The 4,791-nt window shown below is 43.2% G+C and carries 4 protein-coding genes and 1 pseudogene; 2 read left to right on the top strand and 3 right to left on the bottom strand.

The annotated features are described in order from the left end of the window. Positions 1–292, top strand: a 292-nt coding sequence (locus FD47_RS13690) for an MFS transporter (RefSeq protein ID WP_156404161.1), incomplete at its 5' end; no start/stop codon positions are given. Positions 293–366: 74 nt separating this feature from the next. On the opposite strand, the gene FD47_RS13685 is transcribed toward FD47_RS13690, so the two are convergent. Next, positions 367–2,562 (bottom strand): heavy metal translocating P-type ATPase, encoded by a 2,196-nt coding sequence (locus FD47_RS13685; protein WP_054736634.1) that lies wholly within the window; start codon positions 2,560–2,562, stop codon positions 367–369. Between the two features lie 250 nt (positions 2,563–2,812). Next, the gene (locus tag FD47_RS13680) at positions 2,813–3,244 is read right to left on the bottom strand and encodes a CopY/TcrY family copper transport repressor (RefSeq protein ID WP_002817470.1); all 432 of its coding nucleotides are present in this window, start codon (positions 3,242–3,244) and stop codon (positions 2,813–2,815) included. A 280-nt stretch (positions 3,245–3,524) separates the two neighbouring features. On the opposite strand from FD47_RS13680, the gene FD47_RS15145 reads away from it, so the two are divergent. Next, positions 3,525–4,315, top strand: a protein-coding gene (locus FD47_RS15145; protein WP_153108275.1) for an IS5 family transposase whose coding sequence is annotated in 2 segments (ribosomal slippage) — positions 3,525–3,792 and positions 3,792–4,315 — 792 coding nt in all. Because the reading frame shifts where the segments join, the coding sequence is not laid out codon by codon here. On the opposite strand, the pseudogene FD47_RS13675 reads toward FD47_RS15145, so the two are convergent. Further along, positions 4,309–4,791, bottom strand: a pseudogene (locus FD47_RS13675) (DNA topoisomerase); the annotation flags it as partial. The gene FD47_RS15145 and the pseudogene FD47_RS13675 overlap by 7 nt on opposite strands.

Genomic DNA, 4,791 nt, shown 5'->3' with positions numbered 1-4,791 from the left:
AACAGCGTTCGGATTAATTTTACAATCTACCATGATTCAACAAAGTTATCCAGCAGAAGAGTTAGGGCGGATTCTAGGCGTTTTGAATTCTTTGTTGAATCTAGGTGAACCAATTGGCTTAATTTTTGCCGGTCCCCTAGCTGATGTGATTGGCATTGAACGCCTATTTGTGATTGCAGGAATCGGTGCTGCCATTTGCGGGGTGGTCGCGGTGTTAATGCCAATTACCAGGCAATATGACATTAGGCTGCATCAAAAATTGGCGAAATTAACTGAGCAACCAGATAAGTAATTAACATGATGATCAAAAAGAGGAGAAAGACCAGACTACCAGCTGATCTTTCTCCTCTTTTTGTCATCACTTAATTACACGTTTTTAATCTTTTCACCAGTCAATCCCATCGCATTAATTGCCACGATAATTGTCGACATCGCCATGACCACAGCACCAACGGCTGGGTCTAGAATGATTCCAATAAATGACAACACACCGGCAGCGAGTGGAATTGCGACAATATTGTAGCCTGCTCCCCACCAGAGATTTTGAACCATTTTCCGATTTGTGATTTTAGCCAAATCAAGAAAATGTAAAATATCGCTGGGTTCTGATTTAACCAACACAACATCAGCGGAATCAATGGCAACATCGGTTCCGGCACCAATTGCAATTCCAATATCGGCCGCGGCAAGACTTGGTGCGTCATTTACGCCGTCACCAACCATGATGACGTGATTGCCCTTTGCTTGATAATCAGCAATAATCTTTTGCTTATCATCTGGTAATAGGCCTGCATGGAATTCAGTCAATCCTAGTAAGTTAGCAACGTGTTCCGCGGCTTTTGGATTATCGCCAGTGAGCATTACGGGGGTAATTCCTCGCCTCTGAAGACCACTAATTAATTCCTTAGCACCCGCTTTGATGGTGTCGCCTTCAGCAACCATTCCTTGAACTTGGGTGCCCTGCAATAGGAAGCTGACGGAATTACCCTTAGCAGCCCATTTATCAGCAGCGGCCTCGTCAAACCTGATCCCTTGCTTCGTTAAATAGTTACCATTAACAATCGTATAGTCAGTGCCATCAACATTACCGGAAATACCAACGCCCGGAATATTTTGAGACTTTTCAGCCGCAACGACTTCAATGTCCTTCGCTTGGGCTTCAGTAATGATTGCTTGGGCCAGCGGATGAGTCGAATTATTTTCAAGGGCGGCCAGTCGGCTTAATAACGTTGTTTCGTCAATCCCATCATTTGGAATCAATGCATTCACCGTAAATTTACCTTCTGTTAACGTGCCAGTTTTATCCAAGAGAACGTGGCTAACATGTTGACTTGCTTCAATGGCTTGGCGATTTCGAACTAATAGCCCATTTTGAGCGCCAATCGTAGTAGAACGAGAAACCACTAATGGAATCGCTAATCCTAATGCATGCGGGCAAGCAATCACGAAGACGGTCACCATGATCGTCATTGCAGTCGCCAATCCCTGGGGTAACCAGGCAAAGAAAGCAATAATCCCAACAACAAATGCCGCGTAAAATAGATACTTGGCAACTAAATCAGCTTTATCTTCTGCTTTAGATTTAGTTTGCTGGGCATTTTGAACCATTTTCATTACTTGAGAAAGATAGCCGGAGTCACCAGTACCACTAATTTTAACCGTTAGCGTCCCATTATTGTTGGTTGCACCACCAATGACCTTATCGCCAACGTTCTTGGTAACGGCAGCAGATTCACCGGTTACCAGTGCTTCATTCACGGTCGACTCCCCAGCCGTAATAACACCATCGGCTGGAATACTCTCACCTGAACGCACTTGGAAAGCTTGACCAACTTTTAAATCAGATACTGGCACTTCTTTTGTTTCACCATTATCTGTAACTAGATGGGCCGTCTTAGGCAACAGGGCCGCCATCTTTTGTAAGGCATCCCCAGCCCCCATCAATGCATTCATTTCAATCCAGTGTCCTAGAAGCATAATTAAAATCAGGGTTGCAAGTTCGAACGAAAAATCCATTACATGATTTGCCGGGTTCAAGAAGTTGTTGGCAATAAATGCGTACAAACTGTAGAAATACGAAACGGAAATTCCAAGGGTTACTAGCGTCATCATTTCAGGAGATTTATTCTGAATTTCCGCTTTAGCCCCCTTTAAAAATGGCATTCCGCCATAAAAGTAAAGTGCTGTATCAAACAAAACGATGATAATGCCAACAATTAGCGGTGAACTGAAACTAAGGATGGAAACGTTTAAACCCATGATTGGTGCTAACAGTAAAACTGGAATCGCTAAGACAACGGAGACCCAAAATTTAACTTTCAAATTCCCCATATGCATCATTGAGCCACCGTGCATCATCATGTCAGTCCCAGCCATATCCATATCACCGTGATTCATGTTCATTTGGCTGTGATCCATTTCAGCCATATCGTGGTCCATGTTCATTTGATTATGATCCGTTTCGGTCATATCGTGATCCATATGACTCATATTTGATTCATTATTTTCCATATTCTTAGCACTCATGTTTTTCATGTTCATATGGTCCTCTTTATTTGCCATGATTATCGACCCCCTAAAAATAAGTGTGCGTAGCAAAGCGGTTAGAAGCCGGAATATAAGTTCCTTGTGTGGAAATCTCCGGGCTCGGGATTTTTCCACCAGGTTCTTATATTTAGGCTTCTGCTTTGCGGAGCACCATGCCACTATATGAATGAGAATTACGACAAAAATTCATAAATTTCCGCCATCAGAAATCCCAGATTCTGGATTTTTGTGCAGCAATCCTAAAAGTAGACAGAACACCACAGTCTTAACACGTTTGATCACCTGGCAAGCAGTTACACTGAACTTCCTCGGGCGCTGTTTTGGCCTTTTCAGCTAGAATCGCCTGTAAGTTCGCAATATCCGCCCGTGAGAGTTCCCTTGACTGAATAACGCCGGCAATTGTTGAACCAGCCCGCATCGCACACATATGGTCAAACAAATCATCTGCCGCTGCCGCCATTGATTCCTTCTCGCCAACAACCGGCTTATACGTGAATGGTCGACTGCCGCCATGCTGCGAAACCGCCTGTTTTTGAATCAACCTGTGAAGTAGCGTTTTGGTTGTTGAAGCTGACCAGCCTTCTAATTCGTTCATAGCATCGATTAGTTCACGACTAGTCGCATGTCCCATTGTCCAAATTGCTCTCATAACCATCCATTCAGAATCGGTGATGGTTACATTCTTTGCATCCTTCAATTGGCTTCCTCCATTAATTGAATTCTAAGTTTACGTTTGTAGCCTCTTAACACTTATTAGTTTACAACCGTAGTCACAATAATGCAACCTTTATGCCAGAAAATACCATGACATTAAAAAAACGCCTAGATAATATTCCAGACGTGGTTTGATACGATATGTTAAATTAATGATCTGGGAATTTTTGGTTTTCTTGTTAGTATGGTGAAATGCCTCTTAGAACCTGTCTAGTATCTGCTGAATCTGGTAGAATTGTGGAAAACCGACTGAGGAGTTTGTCATGCCAGATTATCCAAGCAATATTTCTCGAGCGCAATTTGCGTTAATACAACCTGATTTAGAAAACTTCCGCAAGCATACAAGACCGCGTCGTTATGATCTTTGTGACGTATTCAATGCCATCCTTTACTCGCTTACTACAGGGTGTCAATGGCGTGAATTACCGCACGATTTCCCGGAATGGCACACTGTCTACCACTATTACGATATGTGGCGAGATAAACCAGACCCGACAGCCGATTCACTATTAGAAAGTCTTTTAAAAAAACTGTTGCTTACTATCGCTTTGCACAGGGCCGATCGGCCCGAACGTCGTTTGTGATTGTTGATGCTCAAAGTGTTAAAACCACTGATTTAACGAAAAATAGTGGCTACGATGGCGGCAAAAAGATTTCAGGGATTAAGCGTCATATGGCGGTTGATATTAATGGTTTACCACAAGCCGTTCTCGTGACACGAGCTAATGTATCAGATCGTTCAGGTGCATTGGCTATGTTTATTAGTTTGGCTAGCCAAAATTTAGAGCTGGTTCAGCATGTCATGGTTGATGGTGGCTACACTGGCAATGACTTTGCGGATCAGGTGAAGCTCATTTTGAATGCTAAGACGACGGTAGCTAAACGCAACGAGTTGCATACGTTCACGGTGTTACCGCAACGATGGATCATTGAACGTTCATGGAGTTGGCTAGACAAATGTCGGCGACTTTGGAAAAACTGTGAACGCGCCCTTAACAGCAGTCTTCAAATGGTTGTATTGGCCTTCCTGAAGATAGTTCTTAAAAGATACTAGACGGGTTCCTAAAACCAGGTCGTAGACTTGTTGCTGTAATTTAGGCAAGCTAGCTAGTTTCTCTTTCGTCGGCACGACTTTAGTCATGATAATGGCGTAGTGTTCTTCAACCTTTTTTCCATTAACATAGCGCTTATTTGGGGTGGTATTGGTTAAAGCGACTGGCTTAGAGACCACACCCAGATACTTCGGCAGATTAGCCACTAAATACTCAAATTCTTCATCAGTGATATAAGTACAATCGGTGCGGGGATAACTGAGTAGTTTGTCTTCGTATAAGCTTTGAATAGCCGCTAAGGTTTGGCTGGCGCTGGCGTGATAACGTTTATTCATGGCACTTTGGAGACTAGATAGCGAGAATAGTTGGGGACTAGCTCGTTTTTTGCCTTTCTTTTGGACGTCCTTGATTAAACCGGCCTGTGAGCCTTTCTGAACGTGTTTAGCCTGCATGAATGTCATTAGCCCTGTTTCGTCTT

This window comes from Lentilactobacillus parafarraginis DSM 18390 = JCM 14109, assembly GCF_001435895.1.
Taxonomy (GTDB): Bacteria; Bacillota; Bacilli; order Lactobacillales; family Lactobacillaceae; genus Lentilactobacillus; species Lentilactobacillus parafarraginis.
The sequence above is the reverse complement of the archived record's forward strand: the minus strand, read 5'-3'. Positions and strand labels throughout refer to the sequence as shown.

What these genes read in the sequence shown, in the direction of transcription:
- FD47_RS13685 (WP_054736634.1), bottom strand. Translation starts at nt 2,562, where the DNA reads ATGGCAAATAAAGAGGACCATATGAACATGAAAAACATGAGTGCTAAG.